Origin of the sequence: Streptomyces sp. NPDC012637 (genome assembly GCF_042954805.1) — a bacterium.
Lineage (GTDB): Bacteria > Actinomycetota > Actinomycetes > Streptomycetales > Streptomycetaceae > Streptomyces.
This window is the reverse complement of record NZ_JBIBDS010000003.1, coordinates 577448-596225: the sequence shown is the minus strand read 5'-3', so window position 1 is coordinate 596225 and position 18778 is coordinate 577448. Positions and strand designations below refer to the sequence as shown.

Genomic DNA, 18778 nt, shown 5'->3' with positions numbered 1-18778 from the left:
GCATTTCGATTAGGCATACACGTCGGCGGCCGTCGGCAGCCACGCCGGTCGGCACCGGGAGGAGCTCCCCGTGAAGTTCTCGATGATCTTCGAAGCACAGCTCGTCGACCCCACCCCCGAACGCGAACGCCAGGTCCTCCACGACTGCGTCGAACAGGCCGTCTACGCCGAGGAGATGGGCTTCGACCGGATCTGGGCGGTCGAGCACCACTCCCTCACCCAGTACGCCCACATGAGCGCGTCCGAGATCTTCCTGACCTGGGTCGCCGCCCGGACCAGGACCATCCGGATCGGCCACGGCGTCGTCACCATGCCCTTCGGCTACCAGCACCCGGTGCGGGTGGCCGAGCGCGCCGCCATGCTCGACGTCCTCTCCGGCGGCCGGGTCGACGTCGGCGCCGGACGCGGCGCGACCAGGCAGGAGATGCGGATGTTCGGGGTCTGCCCCGACGACACGCAGCCGCAGACGGAGGAGGCGCTGCGGATCTTCGCCTCGGCCTGGCGCGAGGAGGAGTTCGAGTGGCACGGCTCGCTCGACATCGGCCCCGGCACGGTCCTGCCCCGCCCCGTGCAGGCACCGCACCCGCCGCTCTTCATGGCCTGCTCCAGGCACGACACCCTCAAGGTCGCGGCCGAACTCGGCATCGGCGCCCTGGTGATGGGCTTCGCCGGCGCCGACGACGTCCGCGCGATGCGCCGGGTGTACGACGAGGCCATCGCCGTGCGCGACGGCTCGCGGCTCGTCTCCACCGAGGTCAACGACCACTTCTCGGCGCTCTGCCCGACGATCGTCCTGGACGACGCGGCCCGCGCGCTGCGGCTCGGCACCCGCGGACAGCGCTTCTTCGCCGAGTCGATCGCCCACTGGTACGGCGGCGCGCCCGCGCCCACCGGATACGCGGAGGACGAGGACCACGTCGGCGCCCTGGCCCGCGAACGCGACGAGCTGGTCGCCCGCCTCCACGAGGCGGACATCCCCGCCAGGCCCGTCGACACCGGCACGTACAACACCGACCACGCCTACGGCGACGCCGACACCGCCGTCGCCTACGTCGAGCGGCTGCGGCGGATCGGCGTCGACGAGGTGATGTGCCTGATCCAGATGGGCACCGTGCCGCAGGAGGTCTGTATGGAGACCATCCGCCAGTGGGGCGAGAAGGTCATCCCGCGCTTCCGCACGCCGAAGGCGGCGTCGTGAGCCCGGGACTCGCGGACAAGGTCGTGATCGTCACCGGCGCGGCCCGCGGTCAGGGCGCCGCCGAGGCACGGCTCCTGGTGGAGGCCGGGGCGCGGGTGCTCCTCACCGACGTACGGGAGGAGGAGGGCCGGGCGGTCGCGGCGGAGCTGGGCGCGGAGGCCCTGTTCGTCCGGCACGACGTGACCTCGGCCGAGGACTGGAAGACGGTCGTCGGGAGCGCCCTCGCCACCCACGGCCGGCTGGACGGCCTGGTCAACAACGCGGCCCTGTGGCGGACCGCGCCCGTGGGTTCGGAGACGTACGAGAACTTCGAACTCCTCCTCAGGGTCAACCTGCTGGGCCCCTTCCTCGGCATGCAGGCGGCGCTGCCGGCGCTGTGCGCCTCGGACGGGGCCTCGATCGTGAACGTCTCGTCGACGGCCGGCCTGGCAGGCATCCCCGGGCACGCCGCCTACGGCGCGGGCAAGTTCGGGCTCCGCGGGCTCAGCCGCTCGGCGGCCCGCGACCTCGCGCCGTACGGCGTCCGCGTCAACACGGTCCACCCGGGCGCCGTCGACACCCCGATGACGGCGGCGGTCACGGACCGGGACTGGTCGCACGTACCGCTCGGCCGCATGGGCCGGCCGCGGGAGGTCGGCGAACTGGTCGCCTTCCTGCTCTCGGACGCGGCCTCGTACGTGACGGGCGCCGAGTTCACCGTGGACGGAGGCCTCACCGCATGACGACCGACCCCTTGACCCCGGCGGCCCGCGCCCTGTGCGACGCGATGGCGGCCGCCTTCCCCCGCCCCGGGGCGGACCCGGCGGTCTTCCGGGCGGCGGCCCGGGCGCACCTCGGCGAACTCCCGGCGGGCTCCGTGGACACGGAGGCGCGCGGCGTCCCGGTCCGCGTGTACGAAGGGCAGGCCGGCCCGGTCGTCGTCTTCGCGCACGGCGGCGGCTGGGTCCTGTGCGACCTCGACACCCACGACCGCCTCTGCCGCGCGCTGGCCGCCCGCACCGGCGCCACCGTGCTCTCCGTCGACTACCGCCGCGCCCCCGAGCACCGCTTCCCGGCGGCCGAGGACGACGTGTACACGGTCCTGGAGTGGGCGGCGGCCCGGTATCCCGGACGCCCGCTCGTCGTGGCCGGCGACTCCAGCGGCGGCAGCCTCGCCGCGGCGGCGGCCCTGCGCGCCCGCGACCACGCCGGCCCGGCCGTCGCGGGCCAGCTCCTCGTCTACCCGGTCCTGGACCACCGCCTCGACGGGGAGTCGGCACGCACGTACGCGACGGGCTTCTTCCACACCACGGCCCATATGCGCTGGTACTGGGAGCAGTACCTGGGCCCCGGAGGCGACCCGGTCGCCGCCTCGCCCGGCCTGGCGGACGACCTCGCGGGCCTGCCCCCGGCCCTGATCGTCCTCGCCGACTGCGACCCGCTGCGCGACGAGGGCCTGGCCTGGGCCCGCCGGCTGTCCTCCGCGGGCGTCACCGCCCAGGTGCGGTTGCACACCGGTGTGTTCCACGGCTTCCTGGGCGGCCTCGGCCTGCTCCCGGAGGCGGCCGAGGCGCTGGACGGCGCCGCGGCCTGGCTGTCCACGCTCGCCCTGCCGTAGGCCGGGTCTCCTCACGTACCCCCGAGAACCGCCGGCCCCCACCGACCCGCGCCGCACCACAGCGGAAACCGTACGCGCGGGCGCGGCCACCACCCCGGCCCACCACAGAGGATCGCGGACCTCGGGCGCACGCACCGCGGCGCTCGCCCAGTCGTCCAGGTCGGGGACAGTGGGGCAAGCGCCGCGCTCAGTTCCGTACGTCGTTGTACGGGACGGATGAGGGGTGATCCGGCGGATCAGACCGTCAGTGCACGGTCCGTCGGGCGGATCGGGGCCGGCAGGGAGCTGGCGCCCGTCAGGTGGCGGTCCACGCCGCGGGCTGCCGAACGGCCCTCCGCGATGGCCCAGACGATCAGCGACTGACCGCGGCCGGCGTCACCGGCGACGAAGACGCCATCGACATTGGTGGCGAAGTCCGCGTCACGCGCGATGTTACCCCGCTCGTCGAGGTCCAGACCAAACTGGGCGACCAGGCCGTTCTCCACGTCCGTGCCGGTGAAGCCCATGGCGAGCGTGACCAGCTGGGCGGGGATCCTCCGCTCGGTGCCCGGCTTCTGGGTCAGCTTGCCGTCGACGAACTCGACCTCGACCAGGTGCAGGAACTGGACGTTGCCGTCCTCGTCGCCCTCGAAGTGGGTGGTGGAGACGGAGTAGACCCGCTCGCCGCCCTCCTCGTGCGCGGACGTGACCTTGTAGAGCATCGGGAAGGTCGGCCAGGGCTGGTTGGCGTTCCGCTCCTCGCCCGGCCGCGGCATGATCTCCAGCTGCGTGACCGAGGCCGCGCCCTGGCGGTGCGCCGTGCCGACGCAGTCCGCGCCGGTGTCGCCGCCGCCGATGACGACGACGTGCTTGCCCTCGGCGGTGATCGGCGGGGTGACGAAGTCGCCCTCGACGACCTTGTTGGCGAGCGGCAGGTACTCCATCGCCTGGTGGACGCCCTTGAGCTCGCGGCCCGGCACGGGCAGGTCGCGGGCGGTGGTGGCGCCGGCGGCGATCACGACCGCGTCGAACCGCTTGCGCAGGTCGGTGGCGGTGACGTCGCGGCCGACCTCGATGCCGGTGCGGAACTTGGTGCCCTCCGCGCGCATCTGCTCGATGCGGCGGTTGATGTGCCGCTTCTCCATCTTGAACTCGGGGATGCCGTAGCGCAGCAGACCGCCGATGCGGTCGGCCCGCTCGTACACGACCACGGTGTGGCCGGCCCGGGTCAGCTGCTGCGCGGCGGCGAGACCCGCCGGGCCGGAGCCGATCACCGCGACGGTCTTGCCGGACAGGCGCTCCGGCGCCTGGGGCCTGACGTCGCCGCCGTCCCAGGCCTTGTCGATGATCGAGACCTCGACGTTCTTGATGGTGACGGCCGGCTGGTTGATGCCGAGCACGCACGCGGCCTCGCACGGAGCCGGGCACAGGCGGCCGGTGAACTCCGGGAAGTTGTTCGTGGCGTGGAGGCGCTCGGACGCGGCCGACCAGTCCTCGCGGTAGGCGTAGTCGTTCCACTCGGGGATCAGGTTCCCCAGCGGGCAGCCGTTGTGGCAGAACGGGATGCCGCAGTCCATGCAGCGGCCGGCCTGCTTGCTGATGATCGGCAGCAGGGAGCCGGGGACGTAGACCTCGTTCCAGTCCTTGACGCGCTCGCCCACGGGCCGGGTCTTGGCGACCTCACGCCCGGTGGTCAGGAAGCCCTTCGGGTCAGCCATGGGTCGCCGCCTCCATCATCTTCTCGGTGGTCTCGGCCTCGGAGAGACCGGCGAGCTCAGCGGCGTCCTTGGCGGCGAGCACTGCCTTGTACGTGGTCGGGATGATCTTGCTGAAGCGGCTCACCGCCGCGTCCCAGTCGGCGAGGAGCTTCTCGGCCACGGTGGAGCCGGTCTCCTCCTGGTGGCGGCGCACGACATCGTGCAGCCACTCGCGGTCGGTGTCCGACAGGGCCTCGACCGCCTCCAGGTTGCCGGAGTTGACGTTGTCCCGGTCGAGGTCGATCACGTAGGCGACGCCGCCGGACATGCCGGCCGCGAAGTTGCGTCCGGTCTCGCCGAGGACGACCGCCGTGCCGCCGGTCATGTACTCGCAGCCGTGGTCGCCCACGCCCTCCGAGACGACCAGGGCGCCGGAGTTGCGGACGCAGAAGCGCTCGCCGGTGCGGCCGCGCAGGAACAGCTCGCCGCCGGTCGCGCCGTACGCGATGGTGTTGCCCGCGATGGTGGAGTACTCGGCCAGGTGGTCGGCGCCGCGGTCCGGGCGGACGATCACCCGGCCGCCCGAGAGGCCCTTGCCGACGTAGTCGTTGGCGTCGCCCTCCAGGCGGAGCGTGACACCGGCCGGCAGGAAGGCGCCGAAGGACTGGCCCGCGGAGCCCGTGAAGGTGATGTCGATGGTGTCGGCCGGCAGGCCCGCGCCACCGAACTTCTTCGTCACCTGGTGGCCGAGCATGGTGCCGACGGTCCGGTTGATGTTCCGGATCGGGACCTGCGCGCGCACCGGCTGGGCGGCCTCGGCGGACTCGGCGCCCAGGGCCTCGGCGGCGAGCTCGATCAGCTCGTTGTCGAGGGCCTTCTCCAGCCCGTGGTCCTGCTCGACCAGGGCGTGGCGGACCGCGCCCTCGGGCAGCTCGGGAACGTGGAAGAGCGGCTCCAGGTCCAGGCCCTGCGCCTTCCAGTGGGAGACGGCGCGGCTGGTGTCGAGCAGCTCGGCGTGGCCGACCGCCTCCTCCAGCGTGCGGAAGCCCAGCTCGGCGAGGAGCTCGCGGACCTCTTCGGCGATGAACTCGAAGAAGTTGACGACGTACTCGGCCTTGCCGGAGAAGCGGTCGCGCAGGACCGGGTTCTGCGTGGCGATGCCGACGGGGCAGGTGTCCAGGTGGCAGACGCGCATCATGACGCAGCCGGAGACGACGAGCGGCGCGGTCGCGAAACCGAACTCCTCGGCGCCGAGCAGCGCGGCGATGACGACGTCACGGCCGGTCTTCAGCTGGCCGTCGGTCTGGACGACGATCCGGTCCCGCAGCCCGTTGAGCAGCAGGGTCTGCTGGGTCTCGGCGAGACCCAGCTCCCAGGGGCCGCCCGCGTGCTTCAGCGAGGTCAGCGGCGAGGCGCCCGTACCGCCGTCGTGGCCGGAGATGAGGACGACGTCCGCGTGGGCCTTGGACACACCGGCGGCGACCGTGCCGACGCCGACCTCGGAGACCAGCTTCACGTGGATGCGGGCGACCGGGTTGGCGTTCTTGAGGTCGTGGATCAGCTGGGCCAGGTCCTCGATGGAGTAGATGTCGTGGTGCGGCGGCGGGGAGATCAGGCCCACGCCGGGCGTCGAGTGACGCGTCTTGGCGACCCACGGGTACACCTTGTGGCCGGGCAGCTGGCCGCCCTCGCCGGGCTTGGCGCCCTGGGCCATCTTGATCTGGATGTCGTCCGCGTTGACCAGGTACTCGCTGGTGACGCCGAAGCGGCCGGAGGCGACCTGCTTGATCGCGGAGCGGCGCTCCGGGTCGTACAGGCGGTCCGGGTCCTCGCCGCCCTCACCGGTGTTGGACTTGCCGCCCAGCTGGTTCATGGCGATGGCGAGGGTCTCGTGGGCCTCGCGCGAGATGGAGCCGTACGACATGGCGCCGGTGGAGAAGCGCTTGACGATCTCGGAGACCGGCTCGACCTCGTCGACGGGGATCGAGGGGCGGTCGGAGGTGAAGCCGAACAGACCGCGCAGCGTCATCAGCCGCTCGGACTGCTCGTTCACCCGCTCCGTGTACTTCTTGAAGATGTCGTACCGCTTGGAGCGCGTGGCGTGCTGCAGGCGGAAGACGGTCTCCGGGTCGAACAGGTGCGGCTCGCCCTCGCGGCGCCACTGGTACTCGCCGCCGATGTCCAGGGCGCGGTGCGCCGAGGGGACGCCGGTGGCCGGGTACGCCTTGGCGTGGCGGGCGGCGACCTCCTTCGCGACGACGTCGAGGCCGGCGCCGCCGATCTTGGTGGCGGTGCCGTTGAAGTACTTCTCGACGAAGGCCGTGTCGAGGCCGACGGCCTCGAAGACCTGGGCGCCGCGGTAGGAGGCGACGGTGGAGATGCCCATCTTGGACATGACCTTGAGGACGCCCTTGCCGAGGGCGTAGATCAGGTTCCGGATGGCCTGCTCGGGCTCGATGTCCGTGATGAAGGTGCCGGCCCGGACCAGGTCCTCGACGGACTCCATCGCCAGGTACGGGTTGACGGCGGCGGCGCCGTAGCCGATGAGGAGGGCCACGTGGTGGACCTCGCGGACGTCACCGGCCTCGACCAGCAGACCCACCTTGGTGCGCTGCTTGGTGCGGATGAGGTGGTGGTGGACGGCCGCGGTGAGCAGCAGCGACGGGATCGGCGCGTGCTCGGCGTCGGAGTGCCGGTCGGACAGGACGATCAGGCGGGCGCCGCCCTCGATCGCCGCGTCGGCCTCGGCGCAGATCTCCTCGATGCGGGCGGCGAGCGCGTCGCCGCCGCCGGTGACCCGGTAGAGGCCGGAGAGGGTCACGGCCTTCATGCCCGGCATGTCGCCGTCGGCGTTGATGTGGATGAGCTTGGCCAGCTCGTCGTTGTCGATCACCGGGAAGGGCAGCGTGACGCTGCGGCACGACGCGGCGGTGGGGTCGAGCAGGTCGCTGCCGGGGCCGAGCGAGGAGCGGAGGCTCGTCACGAGCTCCTCGCGGATGGCGTCCAGCGGCGGGTTGGTGACCTGCGCGAACAGCTGGGTGAAGTAGTCGAAGAGCAGCCGCGGGCGCTCGGACAGGGCCGCGATCGGCGAGTCCGTGCCCATGGAGCCGATCGGCTCGGCGCCGGAGCGGGCCATCGGGGCGAGGATGACGCGGAGCTCTTCCTCGGTGTAGCCGAAGGTCTGCTGGCGGCGGGTGACCGAGGCGTGGGTGTGCACGATGTGCTCGCGCTCGGGGAGGTCGGAGAGCTCGATCTCGCCGGTCTCGAGCCACTCCGCGTACGGCTGCTCGGCGGCGAGGGCGGCCTTGATCTCGTCGTCCTCGATGATGCGGTGCTCGGCGGTGTCGACGAGGAACATCTTGCCGGGCTGCAGGCGGCCCTTGCGGACGACCTTGGCGGGGTCGATGTCGAGGACGCCGACCTCGGAGGAGAGGACGACGAGGCCCTCGTCGGTGACCCAGTAGCGGCCGGGGCGCAGACCGTTGCGGTCGAGCACCGCGCCGACCTGGACGCCGTCGGTGAAGGTGACGCAGGCCGGGCCGTCCCAGGGCTCCATCAGGGTGGAGTGGTACTGGTAGAAGGCGCGGCGGGCCGGGTCCATGGAGTCGTGGTTCTCCCACGCCTCGGGGACCATCATCAGGACCGCGTGCGGGAGGGAACGCCCGCCGAGGTGGAGCAGCTCGAGCACCTCGTCGAAGGAGGCGGAGTCGGAGGCGTCCGGCGTACAGACCGGGAAGATCCGCTCGATGCCCCGGCCGTCGGCACCGGTGCCGAAGACGTCGCCGGCGAGCTGGGCCTCGCGGGCGGTCATCCAGTTGCGGTTGCCCTTGACCGTGTTGATCTCGCCGTTGTGCGCGACGAAGCGGTACGGGTGGGCGAGCGGCCAGCTCGGGAAGGTGTTGGTGGAGAACCGGGAGTGGACCAGGGCCACGGCGGTGGCGCAGCGGCGGTCCGACAGGTCCGGGAAGAAGGGCTCGAGCTGGCCGGTGGTCAGCATGCCCTTGTAGACGATGGTGCGGGCGGAGAGCGACGGGAAGTAGGTGCCCGCCTCGCGCTCGGCGCGCTTGCGCAGGACGAAGGCCTTGCGGTCGAGGGCGATGCCGGCGGCCTGGCCGTCGGCGTCCGCCACGAACAGCTGGCTGAACACCGGCATGGTGGCGCGGGCGGAGGCGCCGAGCAGCTCGGGAGCGACGGGGACCTCGCGCCAGCCGAGGACGGTCAGACCCTCCTCGGACGCCAGCGTCTCGATCCGCGAGACGGCCTGTGCGGAGCCGTCTGCGGGGAGGAAGGCGATGCCGACGGCGTAGGAGCCGGCCTCGGGGAGCTCGAAGTCGGTGACCTCGCGGAGGAAGGCGTCCGGGACCTGGAGCAGGATGCCGGCACCGTCACCGGAGTCGGGCTCGGAGCCGGTGGCGCCGCGGTGCTCGAGGTTGCGCAGTACGGTCAGCGCCTGCTCGACCAGCGCGTGGCTGGCAACACCGGTGAGGGTGGCCACGAACCCGACACCACAGGCGTCGTGTTCGTTACGGGGGTCGTACATCCCCTGCGGGGCGGGGCGACCGTCCATGGGCGACCAGGCGTCGGAACGCATCGGCTCTCCCGTCGTCGTCGTGGCATATGCAGCAGCCGAGGGACGACGTTGGCCCTCCGCGAAATTTCGTGCAGGTTACATGATGGCTGGCTTCTCGGAAAGTGGATAGCGCATTCCAGCATGCGGACACCGCCGATACGGGCGGTGGCGGGTGGTTCAGCTGTGAGACACGGGAACTACGGCGTTCCCGTAGGGGACGGAGCGAGGATTCCGGGGTGATTCCGGGTTCTCCGGCGGCCCGTCGCAAGAGCGGGCTTCATTGCCCGCGGCGCTTGTCCCTCATGCCCGGCGGCCGAGGTTTCGAAACCGGCAGGTAACCGGCTAGTTATGTGGCGCCGTGCATAGTGTCCCACCACGGAGGCCGATCCGCCCAGGGAGATACGTCACAGGGACAGGGCGGACGAACCGTGCGCGGGAACGCGCAAGGCCCCCGGCCGGGACGACCGGGGGCCTTGCGGAGGGGCCACGACGGCGGGCGCGCAGGCCCGGGCTGCGACGCGGGCGCCGAGCGGCTACAGCGCGGCGCCGAACAGCATGCCGAGCCCGTACGTGACGGCCGCGGCGGCGCCGCCCAGGACGAGCTGGCGCAGTCCGCTGAACCACCAGCTGCGGGCGGTCACCCGGGCGACGAGCGCGCCGCAGGCGAAGAGGCCGAACAGCGCGAGCAGGACGGCCGGCCACAGGGCGGTCGCACCGAGCAGGTACGGCAGTACGGGCAGCAGCGCGCCGAGTGCGAACGAGCCGAACGACGACACCGCGGCGACCGTCGGCGACGGCAGGTCGTCGGGGTCGATGCCCAGTTCCTCACGGGCGTGGATCTCCAGCGCCTGCTCCGGGTCGCGGGACAGCTGCATGGCGACCTCGCGGGCGAGCGCGGGCTCGACACCACGGGAGACGTAGAGCGCGGCGAGCTCCTCCATCTCGTCGACCGGGTGCTTGCGCAACTGGCGGCGCTCGACGTCCAGTTCGGCCTGGACGAGCTCACGCTGCGAGGCGACGGAGGTGTATTCGCCGGCGGCCATCGAGAACGCGCCCGCGGCGAGACCGGCGAGACCGGTGATGACGATGGTCTGCGAGGAGACCGCGCCGCCCGCCACACCGGTCATGAGCGCGAGGTTGGAGACGAGCCCGTCCATCGCGCCGAAGACCGCGGGACGCAGCCAGCCGCCGTTGACGTCACGGTGGGTGTGGTTGTCGCGGTGGGCCTCGTGGAGCGGCGCGACGGCTTCGATGATGGACATGCTTCTCCCCTTGTCTTTCTGCGGGTTCGGCTGCCCGCCCCCCTTCGACACCCTCGAAAATACGCCCGATGTAAGGGGCGTGCCAGCAAGGCAGGCCGTACTTAGTAAGGCTCGCCTTGGTGGGCGGCGACGACTGACGAGGTGTCAACGGGGTGACAGAAACGTTTCCGTGAGCTTCGGACGCACGCGCGTGGCAGGGATGTGGAGGGAGCGCGGAAGGGGAGCGCGAAAGGGAGGTGGAGGGGCGGGGGCCGAGAACGGCGGGGCAAAGAGGCGGGCGAGAAAGGGGAACGAGGACGAGATGACCGGGGAGACGACCGGGGAGACGACCGGCGGGCCGGCCGACGGGCCAACGCGTGGGGCCGCGACAGTGATGACGACGGCGGGCACGGCAACGACGGCGGGCAGCACGGCGGTCCTGGCGGCGGAAGGGGCCGGGGTCCGGGAGCGGGCGCGGGGTGCGCTGCTCGGACTCGCGGTGGGCGACGCGCTCGGCGCGCCCGCCGAGAACCTGCGGCCCTCGGAGATCCGCCGCCGCTGGGGCCGGATCGAGGGCTTCCTGACGGACCGGCCGGCGGGAACGGACGACACCGAGTACGCCGTCTTCTCCGGGCTGCTGCTCGCCCGGCACGGCTCGGCCCTCACCGTCGCGCACGTCGAACGGGCCTGGCACCACTGGATCGCCGACCTCGACGAGGGCCCGTTCCGGGGCGCCGGCTTCTCCGAGCGCGGCACTCTGGAGAACCTCCGCCGGGGCCTGGCCGCACCCATCTCGGCGCAGCACCGGCACGCGTGGAGCGACGGTCTCGCCATGCGGGCGGCGCCGTTCGGCGTCTTCGCCGCCGGGCGGCCCGCGGAGGCGGCGAGGCTCGTCGCCATCGACGGCAGCGTCAGCCACGAGGGCGAGGGCATCTACGGCGGCCAGGCGGTCGCGGCGGGCGTCGCGGCGGCGATGGACGGCGCCTCGGTCACGTCGGTGATCGCGGCGGCCCTCTCGGTGGTGCCGATGGATTCCTGGACGGCCCGTTCGCTGCGCCGCGCGGTGGTGGCGGCGCAGCGGGTCGAGCCGGATCCGCTGACGCGCGAACGCGCGGTCCGCTCGGCGGTCGTCATCGGCGGCTACCCGTGGACCGACCTGGCCCCCGAGGCCGTGGCCCTGGCCTTCGGCGCGTTCGCCGCGGCCCGGGGAGACTTCCGCACCTCGGTCCTGACCGCCGTCAACATGGGCCGCGACGCCGACACGACGGCAGCGGTCGCGGGCGCCCTCGCCGGCGCACTGGGCGGCGCCGCGGCGATCCCGGAGGAGTGGTCCTCCGCCATCCCCCCGGTCGCCGGCAGCTGCCTCCCTTCGATGCGTGGCTACCACGTCCTGGACATCGCGGACCTTCTGACCCCGGAGGAGGACTCCTGATGAGCGCCGACCTGACCACCACGGCACCGGCGGACACCCCAACGGAAGCCCCCGCCCGCCGGACGGGAGAAGACCTCGGAGCCCCCGCCGACGGCTCGCCGGGCAGGACGCCGGAGGGCCCGGCGTCACCGACGGCCGGCGGTGACGCCGCCGCGGCACGCGCCGGGGCCCTCGCAGGTCACCGACTCCCCCGGGACGAGAACGGGAAGCCGGGCCGTCCGACGTGGCCCGTCACGGACCACGGCGACCCCCCGGCGGACGCCCCACCGCACGACCCGCTCCAGCCCCCGGCCACCCCGGCCCGCGGCCGGGTGCGCGCCGGCGGGCCGGACGGGCGACGGCGGGCGCCCGTGCTCGGAGTGCGCAAGGGGCGCGCGGCCATGTCGTACCGCGAGCGGGTCGAGGGGCTGTTGCTCGGGCTGGCCTCGGGGGACGCCGCCGGGTGGCCCGCCGCGCGGCACCGGGCCGCCCGGATGCCCGAGTGGACGCGCCGCCTCACCCGCGAGCTCGACACCTTCGCCGAGGACAACGCGACGACCACCCTCCCCGTCCCGATCGCCCTCAACCAGCCGCCCGAGCCGCTCCGCCTCGGTCCCTCCGACGACGCCGAGTGGGCGGTGTTCACCGCCGAGGCGCTGCTCGCCGCGACCGGTCTCCTCTTCCGTACCCTCGCCCCGGAACGCCGGCTCCGCGCCGCCGTCGACCTCGCCTGGAACGCGCTGGCGAGCCAGGTCGCCGCGGCGGCCGACCGCGCGCCCGAGGTCGAGTCCGCCGTCCTCCCCCTCCGCGCCCGGATCTCCGTCCGGGCCGGTCTCGGCAATCTCGCGACCGGCCTGCGCCCGCCCGCCACCGGCCACGACAACCCGCACTACTTCGACGACGCGGCCTGCGTGCGTGCCGCGGTCCTGGCGCTCGCCCACCCGGGCGAACCGCTTCCCGCCGCCGAACTCGCCGAGTTCGACGCCCGCTACACCCAGGACGGCGACGGAGTCCACGGCGCCCGTGCGATGGCGGCGGCCGTCGCGGCCGCCCTCGGCGGTGCCTCGGCCGACGAGGCGGTGCAGGCGGCGCTCGCACAGCTCCCGCCCGCGACGGAGATCGGCCGCAACGGCCGGTACGCGGTGCGGCTCGCCCGTACCGCCGGCACCGCCTTCGAGCTGGTCCCGCTCCTGGAACACCAGATCGTGGACCACGTCTACAGCTACGGCATCGCCGCCGCCGAGACCGTTCCGGTCGCCCTCGCCCTGGCCCTCGCCGCCCGCGGGGAGCCGGCGGCAGCGGTGCCGGCCGCCGCCTGCCTGTCCCGGGTCGCCGACTCGGCCCCGGCACTCGTGGGCGCGCTCACCGGGGCGCTGGGCGGCGGAGCTTCGGTCCCGGCGACCTGGCGGGAGGCGTGCCGCAGGCTCGCGGGCTGCGCGCTGCCCCGCCTCGCGGGCACGGACCTGGTCGAACTCGCCGGTCTCCTCGCAGCCACGGAACCGGCCACCCCGGGTGGACAATTCCGCCATGACCCCTCAATCACACCAAACCCCTCACACCAGTCGAATCCCTCGATCTCTCCCCACTCTGGATGACCGGATCACCGGCAGTCTGCTCGGGGCCGCCGTCGGCGACGCCCTCGGCGGTCCCGTCGAGGGCTACACCCCCGAGCAGATCCTGGAACGCCACGGCGGCCGCGTCACCGGCGTCGTCGGCCCCTGGAACGGCGAGGCCTGGCGCACCGCGCGCCCCATCGCGCCGTACCACAAGGGCGACGGGCACGTCACCGACGACACCCTCATGACGCACGCCCTGATCAGGGTGTACGAGAAGGTCCGCGACCACCTCGACGCGTATGCCGTCGCCGAGCACCTGGTCCCCGAACTCATGGGCCGTACGGTCTGGATCCCGGAACTGGAGGCCGAGGCGCTCCCGCTCCAGCGGGTCTTCCTCGCCGAGAAGTGGATCGTCACCCGGCTCCACTACGGGCACGCCGACCCGCGCGAGGCCGGCAACGGAAACATCGTCAACTGCGGTGCGGCCATGTACATGACGCCGGTCGGCCTGGTCAACGCCGCCCACCCGGCCGGCGCCTACGCCGAGGCCCTCGACATCGCGGGCGCCCACCAGTCCTCGTACGGGCGGGAGGCCGCGGGCGTCTTCGCGGCGGCGGTGGCGGCGGCGTGCGCGCCCGGCGCCACACCGCGCTCGGTCGTCGACGCGGCGCTCGCCCTCGCGAAGGACGGCACCCGGGCGGCCATCGCGGCGGTCGCCGAAGTGGCGGACGGGCACCGCGACTTCGAGACGGCCCTGGCTCCGCTGCGCGCCGCCGTCAGCCCGTACGACTCGGTCGGCCCCGACTACCGTGCCCCGTCCCTCGACGCCCGCCGCCCGTCCCGCGTCCACGCGATCGAGGAACTTCCCGTCGCCCTCGGCATGCTGCTGGTCGGCGAGGGCGACTACCGCCGCACGGTCCTCGGCGCCGTCAACTACGGCCGCGACTGCGACTCGATCGCCACCATGGCGGGCGCGCTCGCCGGCGCACTGCACGGCGAGTCCGCCGTTCCGGCGGCATGGGCGAAGCAGGTCTCCGAGGCCAGCCGGCTCGACCTGCACGGCCCGGCCACCGCGCTGGCCGCGGTGACCCACGAGGTCTTCGCCCGCGACACGGCACGCCGCCGCGCCCACGAGTCCGCCTTTGCGGCCCTGACGGACGCCGCGCGATGACGCCCGGCGCGACGACGGACGCCGTCCGGCTCACCTGGGTCCAGCCCGAGGACCTGGTGGGCCACGAACTGCGCCAGGCGGCGGAGGACGGTCGCGACGTCCGCGCCCTCGCCGCCCGCTGGCACGCCGCCGGCGGCCCCGAGGCCCCGCCCACGGCAGGCGCCTCCCCCATCCCGTGCCCCGACCTGCGCCCCCTGGCCGAACACCTCCTCGACGCCCTGGCCGCCCTCCCCTCCCCCCTGGCCCCCCACGAACCCACCCGCCTCACCGACCTCACCGCCACCTGCCCCCACTGGCCCGCCCCTCGCCCGCCCGTCCCGGGAAGCGACCGGGTGGCGCAGGACGCGCAGGACGCCCTGCTCCGGCGACTGCACGCCGCCTGGCTCGGCCGCGCCGCCGGGTGCCTGCTCGGCAAACCCGTCGAGAAGCTGCCGCTGCAGGGCATCCGGGCGCTCGCCCGGGCCGCCGGGAACTGGCCGCTCGGCGGCTGGTTCACGGCGCGCGGCGTGCCGACGGAACTGCTCGCCGCCTACCCCTGGAACCGCCGTTCCGCCGGCACCTCCCTCGCCGAGAACATCGACGGGATGCCCGAGGACGACGACCTCAACTACCCCCTCCTCAACCTGCTGCTCCTCCAGCGCCACGGCCGTGGCTTCACCACCGCCGACGTCGCCCGGCTCTGGCTCGACGAACTGCCCGCCGGGCGGACCTTCACCGCCGAGCGGATCGCCTACCGCAACCTCCTCGACGGCGTCGAGCCGCCGCTCACCGCCTCCCGCCGCAACCCGTTCCGGGAGTGGATCGGCGCGCAGATCCGCGCCGACGTGCACGGCTGGACCAACCCCGGCGACCCGGCCGCCGCCGCCCGGCAGGCCTACCGGGACGCGGTGCTCACCCACACCGCCAACGGCGTGTACGGCGCCATGTTCGTCGCCGCGACCGTCGCCACCGCCGCCGACGGCACCGCGGACGTGCACGAGGCCCTGGCCGGCGGGCTCGCGGTCGTACCGCCGGGGTCCCGGCTCGCGAAGGCGGTCCGGTTCGGCATCACCACCGCCCGCGCACACCCCGCGCACCGCGACTTCGACACCGTCGTGGACCGGCTCCACGCCGAACTCGGCGGGTATCACTGGGTCCATGCCGTGCCCAACGCCGCCCTGCTCGCCGCCGCGCTCACCCATGCCGACGGCGACTTCACGCGCTCCGTCTGCGCGGCCGTCTCCGGCGGCTGGGACACCGACTCCAACGGGGCCACCGCCGGCTCGGTCGCGGGGCTGCTGGCCGGACACCCCGACCGGCTTCCCGAATCCTGGACCTCCCCTCTCAAGAACCGGCTCTCGACCTCGGTGCCGTCCTTCGACGGCATCGGCTTCGACACCCTGGCCGCACTGACGCACTCGGAGGCAGTACGCCCATGACCAGCAGCATCGTCGTGCTCGGCAGCACGAACATGGACCTCGTGGCCTATGTGGCCAAGGCACCCGCCCGCGGCGAGACCGTCACCGGCCGCGAGTTCCTCACCGTGCCCGGCGGCAAGGGCGCCAACCAGGCCGTCGCCGCCGCCCGCGCCGGCGCCGAGGTGTCGATGATCGGCGCGGTCGGCGCCGACGACTTCGGCGTACGGATGCGGGCCGCCCTGGAGCACAGCGGCGTCGACACCGACCTGCTGCGCACCGTCGAGGGCCCGTCCGGCACCGCGCACATCGTCGTCGACGACGAGGGCGGCAACGCGATCGTCGTCGTCCCCGGCGCCAACGGCACCGTGACCTCTCTCAGCCACGGCGACGAGGCGTTGATCGGCACCGCCGACGCCCTGCTCCTCCAGCTCGAACTCCCCCTCTCCGTCGTCGTCGAGGGCGCCCGCGCGGCCCGCGAGCGCGGTGTCCGCACCGTCCTCACGCCCTCCCCCGTTCGCGCCCTCCCTCCGGAACTGCTGGCCGCTACCGACCTGTTGGTGCCGAACGAGCACGAGGCCGTCGCCCTGACCGGCCGCACCGATCCGCACGCCGCCGCGCAGGCCCTCCTCGAGCAGGTGCCGGAGGTGGTGGTCACGCTCGGCTCGGCCGGCTGCCTCTACGCCGCACGCGGCACCGAACCGCTGACCGTGCCCGCGCCCAGCGTCCGGGCCGTGGACACCACCGCCGCCGGTGACACCTTCGTGGGCGTCCTGGCCGTGGCCCTCACCGAGGGCCGGCCGATGCCGGAGGCCCTCTCCTGGGCGGCGGCGGCCGCGGCGCTCTCCGTCCAGCACGCGGGCGCGTCCACCTCGATGCCGTACCGCGTCGCGATCGAGGCGGCCCTCGCATGAGCGACCTGCGCACCCCGGCTCCCGCCCCCGCCCGGCCGCTCGACGGGCTGCGCGTCCTCGACGTCGCCACCCTCTTCGCCGGTCCGCTCGCCGCGACGCTGCTCGGCGACTTCGGCGCCGACGTGGTCAAGATCGAGCACCCGCGCAAGCCCGATCCGTCCCGCGGCCACGGCCCCGCCAAGGACGGCGTCGGCCTGTGGTGGAAGGTCCTCGGCCGCAACAAGCGGACGATGACGCTCGACCTGTCCACCCCCGGCGGACGCGACACCCTCCTACGGCTCGCCGCCGACGCCGACGTGGTCGTGGAGAACTTCCGCCCCGGCACCCTCGAACGCTGGGGTCTCGGCTGGGAGGAGCTGTCCACGGTCAACCCGCGGCTCGTGCTCGCCCGGGTCACCGGCTTCGGCCAGTTCGGCCCGTACGCCCACCGGCCGGGATTCGGCACCCTCGCGGAGGCGATGAGCGGCTTCGCCGCCATCACCGGCGAACCCGACGGACCGCCGACCCTGCCGCCCTTCGGCCTCGCCGACTCGATCGCCGCCCTCACCACCGCGTACGCCGTGATGACCGCGCTCGCCGCGAGGCACACCACCGGCCACGGCCAGGTCGTCGACATGGCCATCATCGAACCGATGCTCTCCGTCATCGGACCCCACCCCCTCTGGTACGACCAGCTCGGCTACGTCCAGCCCCGCACCGGCAACCGCTCCCGCAACAACGCCCCGCGCAACACCTACCCGACCGCCGACGGCTCCTGGGTCGCCGTCTCCACCTCCGCCCAGTCGATCGCCGAACGCGTGCTGCGGCTCGTCGGCCGCCCGGAGCTGGTCGACGAGCCCTGGTTCGCCACCGGCACCGGCCGCGCCGCGCACGCGGAGGTCCTCGACGAGGCGGTCGGCTCGTGGATCGCCCGCCACACCCGCGACGAGGCCATGGCCGCGTTCGAGAAGGCGGAGGCCGCGATCGCCCCGGTCTACGACGTCCGGGACGTCCTCGACGACCCCCAGTTCCAGGCCCTCGGCACCGTCACCGAGGTCCCGGACCCCGAGCTCGGCCCGATCCGGATGCAGAACGTGCTCTTCCGGCTCTCCGACACCCCGGGCGCCATCCGCTGGACCGGCCGGCCGCACGGCGCCGACACCACGGAACTCCTCACGGAGCTCGGCCTCGGCCCCGACGAGATCGACACCCTGCGCGCGGAAGGAGCCGTATGAACCCGGGCACCCCTCCCCTCACCTGGCTCTACGCCCCGGGCGACCGCCCCGACGTGGTCCACAAGGCCCTCGCCTCCGGCGCCGACGTCGTCATCGTCGACCTGGAGGACGCGGTGGCCCCGGACCGCAGGGCCTACGCCCTGGCGGCCACCCGCGACCTGCTCGCCGACCCCCAGCCCGTACCGGTCCACGTCCGCGTCCACGCGCTCCGCGACATCCCATCCCTGGTCTCCCTCCCCGGACTCGTCGCTCTCCGTGTTCCCAAGGTGACACACGCCACTGACATCGCCCGGATCGTCGAGCTCTCCGCGGGCCTCCCGCTGTACCCGCTGTTGGAGAACGCCCTCGCGGTGGAGCACGCCTACGCCATCGCCTCGGCCCACCCCTCGGTCCACGGCATCGCGCTCGGCGAGACCGATCTCGCCGCCGACCTGGGCGTACGCGAGGACCGCGGGCTCGACTGGCCGCGCAGCCGGATCGTGGTCGCCGCCCGGGCCGCCGCCCTGCCGCCACCCGCCCAGTCCGTCCACCCCGACGTCCGCGACCTCGACGCCCTCGCCGAGGGCTGCGCGCGGGGCCGGGCGATGGGGTTCCTCGGCCGGGCCGCGATCCACCCCCGCCAGCTCCCGGTCATCGAGCGGGCCTATCTCCCCACCGCCGACGAGATCGCCGCCGCCGAGGAGGTCGTCAAGGCGGCGGAGGCCCAGGAGGGCGCCCTCGCCCTGCCCGACGGCCGCTTCGTCGACGCGGCCGTCGTCACCGGCGCCCGCCGCGTCCTGGCCCTTGCGTCCCGCCGGTCGTAGGAGGATCTCCCGTCCACCGCGCCGGGCAAGCCA

Annotated in this window: 13 protein-coding genes; 10 read left to right on the top strand and 3 right to left on the bottom strand. The window is 73.7% G+C overall.

The window, feature by feature from the left end; all coding sequences use genetic code 11:
* Window positions 1-70 precede the first annotated feature (70 nt).
* Genes ACFY8W_RS15750 through ACFY8W_RS15740 form a run of 3 tightly spaced genes read left to right on the top strand, consistent with a single transcriptional unit; the run spans window position 71 to window position 2795 of the window.
* Complete coding sequence (locus ACFY8W_RS15750; protein ID WP_391105084.1) at window positions 71-1198, top strand: LLM class flavin-dependent oxidoreductase; 1128 nt, start codon at window positions 71-73, stop codon at window positions 1196-1198.
* Window positions 1195-1920, top strand: coding sequence for a glucose 1-dehydrogenase (locus ACFY8W_RS15745; RefSeq protein ID WP_391105083.1), 726 nt, complete (start codon window positions 1195-1197; stop codon window positions 1918-1920). Before ACFY8W_RS15750 ends, ACFY8W_RS15745 begins: the two co-directional genes overlap by 4 nt.
* Window positions 1917-2795 carry an alpha/beta hydrolase fold domain-containing protein gene (locus tag ACFY8W_RS15740; RefSeq protein ID WP_391105081.1) on the top strand — a complete coding sequence of 293 codons (879 nt, stop codon included), beginning with the start codon at window positions 1917-1919 and terminating at the stop codon, window positions 2793-2795. The genes ACFY8W_RS15745 and ACFY8W_RS15740 overlap by 4 nt, the downstream gene beginning before the upstream one ends.
* Window positions 2796-3031: 236 nt before the next feature.
* Here ACFY8W_RS15740 and ACFY8W_RS15735 read toward each other — a convergent pair whose 3' ends face one another.
* From ACFY8W_RS15735 to ACFY8W_RS15725, 3 genes are all read right to left on the bottom strand, one after another.
* On the bottom strand, window positions 3032-4492 hold the full coding sequence (locus ACFY8W_RS15735) for a glutamate synthase small subunit (protein WP_391105079.1): 1461 nt from the start codon (window positions 4490-4492) through the stop codon (window positions 3032-3034).
* Window positions 4485-9062: a glutamate synthase large subunit gene (gene gltB, locus ACFY8W_RS15730; protein ID WP_391105077.1), complete on the bottom strand. Its 4578-nt coding sequence runs from the start codon at window positions 9060-9062 to the stop codon at window positions 4485-4487. Before gltB ends, ACFY8W_RS15735 begins: the two co-directional genes overlap by 8 nt.
* A gap of 512 nt (window positions 9063-9574) precedes the next feature.
* A complete protein-coding gene (locus ACFY8W_RS15725; RefSeq protein ID WP_391105075.1) occupies window positions 9575-10303 on the bottom strand; it encodes a VIT1/CCC1 transporter family protein in 729 nt (242 codons plus the stop codon).
* 370 nt (window positions 10304-10673) lie between these two features.
* Between ACFY8W_RS15725 and ACFY8W_RS15720 the strand changes: the two genes are divergently transcribed.
* Genes ACFY8W_RS15720 through ACFY8W_RS15690 form a run of 7 tightly spaced genes read left to right on the top strand, consistent with a single transcriptional unit; the run spans window position 10674 to window position 18745 of the window.
* The gene (locus ACFY8W_RS15720) at window positions 10674-11714 is read left to right on the top strand and encodes an ADP-ribosylglycohydrolase family protein (protein WP_391105549.1); all 1041 of its coding nucleotides are present in this window, start codon (window positions 10674-10676) and stop codon (window positions 11712-11714) included.
* Complete coding sequence (locus tag ACFY8W_RS15715) at window positions 11714-13288, top strand: ADP-ribosylglycohydrolase family protein (RefSeq protein ID WP_391105073.1); 1575 nt, start codon at window positions 11714-11716, stop codon at window positions 13286-13288. Before ACFY8W_RS15720 ends, ACFY8W_RS15715 begins: the two co-directional genes overlap by 1 nt.
* A complete protein-coding gene (locus tag ACFY8W_RS15710; protein ID WP_391105071.1) occupies window positions 13221-14420 on the top strand; it encodes an ADP-ribosylglycohydrolase family protein in 1200 nt (399 codons plus the stop codon). Before ACFY8W_RS15715 ends, ACFY8W_RS15710 begins: the two co-directional genes overlap by 68 nt.
* Window positions 14417-15838 (top strand): ADP-ribosylglycohydrolase family protein, encoded by a 1422-nt coding sequence (locus ACFY8W_RS15705; protein ID WP_391105069.1) that lies wholly within the window; start codon window positions 14417-14419, stop codon window positions 15836-15838. Before ACFY8W_RS15710 ends, ACFY8W_RS15705 begins: the two co-directional genes overlap by 4 nt.
* The gene (gene rbsK, locus ACFY8W_RS15700; RefSeq protein ID WP_391105067.1) at window positions 15835-16728 is read left to right on the top strand and encodes a ribokinase; all 894 of its coding nucleotides are present in this window, start codon (window positions 15835-15837) and stop codon (window positions 16726-16728) included. The genes ACFY8W_RS15705 and rbsK overlap by 4 nt, the downstream gene beginning before the upstream one ends.
* Window positions 16725-17942 (top strand): CoA transferase, encoded by a 1218-nt coding sequence (locus ACFY8W_RS15695; protein ID WP_391105065.1) that lies wholly within the window; start codon window positions 16725-16727, stop codon window positions 17940-17942. The genes rbsK and ACFY8W_RS15695 overlap by 4 nt, the downstream gene beginning before the upstream one ends.
* The gene (locus tag ACFY8W_RS15690; protein WP_391105063.1) at window positions 17939-18745 is read left to right on the top strand and encodes an aldolase/citrate lyase family protein; all 807 of its coding nucleotides are present in this window, start codon (window positions 17939-17941) and stop codon (window positions 18743-18745) included. Before ACFY8W_RS15695 ends, ACFY8W_RS15690 begins: the two co-directional genes overlap by 4 nt.
* Window positions 18746-18778 lie beyond the last annotated feature (33 nt).

Bases quoted from the DNA above. Each gene is read 5' to 3' on its own strand.
- ACFY8W_RS15715 (WP_391105073.1), top strand. From the start codon at position 11,714: ATGAGCGCCGACCTGACCACCACGGCACCGGCGGACACCCCAACGGAA.
- ACFY8W_RS15740 (WP_391105081.1), top strand. From the start codon at position 1,917: ATGACGACCGACCCCTTGACCCCGGCGGCCCGCGCCCTGTGCGACGCG.
- rbsK (WP_391105067.1), top strand. From the start codon at position 15,835: ATGACCAGCAGCATCGTCGTGCTCGGCAGCACGAACATGGACCTCGTG.
- ACFY8W_RS15695 (WP_391105065.1), top strand. From the start codon at position 16,725: ATGAGCGACCTGCGCACCCCGGCTCCCGCCCCCGCCCGGCCGCTCGAC.
- ACFY8W_RS15735 (WP_391105079.1), bottom strand. From the start codon at position 4,492: ATGGCTGACCCGAAGGGCTTCCTGACCACCGGGCGTGAGGTCGCCAAG.
- gltB (WP_391105077.1), bottom strand. From the start codon at position 9,062: ATGCGTTCCGACGCCTGGTCGCCCATGGACGGTCGCCCCGCCCCGCAG.
- ACFY8W_RS15725 (WP_391105075.1), bottom strand. From the start codon at position 10,303: ATGTCCATCATCGAAGCCGTCGCGCCGCTCCACGAGGCCCACCGCGAC.
- ACFY8W_RS15705 (WP_391105069.1), top strand. From the start codon at position 14,417: ATGACGCCCGGCGCGACGACGGACGCCGTCCGGCTCACCTGGGTCCAG.
- ACFY8W_RS15710 (WP_391105071.1), top strand. From the start codon at position 13,221: ATGACCCCTCAATCACACCAAACCCCTCACACCAGTCGAATCCCTCGA.
- ACFY8W_RS15690 (WP_391105063.1), top strand. From the start codon at position 17,939: ATGAACCCGGGCACCCCTCCCCTCACCTGGCTCTACGCCCCGGGCGAC.